The following is a 1,367-nucleotide window of genomic DNA, read 5'->3' on the forward strand; positions in this document are numbered from 1 at the left end:
GAGTAAATACCCATACAAAAGCACATAGAAGAACCATCTTAACAATATCTCTCAAACCCACAGACATTCCAGACCCTCCTTTATATCACTACTATACGTCTTTTTCATTAATTAACCTAGCATTTTTCCTACTTGATTATGTAATTCTTGATGCCTGGATGCCAATAAGCCATAACTTCAAATGCAGCGTTTGCCACCTCATCATCTTCTTCCTCAATCTTAACCAGATCACCGTCCTCTGCATCACCGAGATTCAATTCCTTATGTATTTCCTTCAGGATACCGCCGTACCCGATGAGCCGCCGAGAAGAAAGCGCGTCGTCCAGATAATAAACCGTATCCAAATTGGCCTCTGTCACTTTATTCCCGCGCAAAATGTCCGCATCCTTTACCGGGTATTTTGAAATTTCCAGAACAGCCTTTTGTTCCTCCATCGCCTCACGAACTTCACTTTCGATCTGCTCCGCGTCGATCTTAGCTTTCCCTTTGACTCTCTGGATATGAACGATCGGCGTGTAATCCAGCTTCATTGCCTTTTTCCAAAGACTTGTCCATTCCTTTTGGCTAATATAACTCTTTCCAAAATAATTCCTTTTCACAGGCAGCAAAACATGAAAATGTGGGTGATATGTATGTTCTTCATGATTTTTTGTAATTTCTAAAGCTCGAAAATAGCCAAGAACAGTCAGATCAACTCGCTTATACTTCATCAAACGATTAAAGCCCTTCATCATGTCCGAAATCGTCTGACGAAGCTCCCCGCCGTTGACATTCCGAACCGTCAGAGTTAGAAATAACCAAGCACAATGATATTGCCGATTCGCTTGTTCCACGATCAGTTTATTATGATATGCGATTTTTAAAGACCGCCGCCAGGCGCACATCGGGCACAACCTCCCCTTACAAAAATGGGCTTGATACAGCTTTAACTTGCCCGTTTCCGGATCTCTTTTAAACCACAACTGTTCAGCACATTCAAACATCCGCTTAGCCTTTTTGCTGTAGTAAGGCGCGCCAATCCGTTCTTTCAATCCCTCGTAATGCTTGGCCATGAGATCGGACCGGGATTTTTTTCCCTTCCAATCTCTTTTTTTTCCTGTTGCGGTCTCGTCCACAAGGATGCTATAATTTGATTCAGATGAATAAGACAAAATGAAACTCCTTTCTGAGCTAGTTCTCTAGCGTTCTATTATTTTTGGTGGTACTTAAATAATAGCAGAAGGAGTTTTTACCTGTCAAAAAAGGTCTAAAGCCTTGACAGACAAGGGACGAAGGCCATTTTTAAAAATCTTGGTGTTTCTATATAGTATCAAGATAAGAAAAAACCCGATTTTGGCCCCGCCAAAATCGCATAAAATCGCCTGTTC

At 41.7% G+C, this 1,367-nt stretch carries 1 protein-coding gene; it reads right to left on the bottom strand.

What is annotated here, in order from left to right; translation table 11 throughout:
* Positions 1–128 precede the first annotated feature (128 nt).
* Positions 129–1,115: a protein rep gene (locus tag ACFVVU_RS39140; protein ID WP_376296107.1), complete on the bottom strand. Its 987-nt coding sequence runs from the start codon at positions 1,113–1,115 to the stop codon at positions 129–131.
* Positions 1,116–1,367 lie beyond the last annotated feature (252 nt).

It is taken from the genome of Kitasatospora sp. NPDC057965, from assembly GCF_042887135.1.
Taxonomy (GTDB): domain Bacteria; phylum Actinomycetota; class Actinomycetes; order Streptomycetales; family Streptomycetaceae; genus Kitasatospora.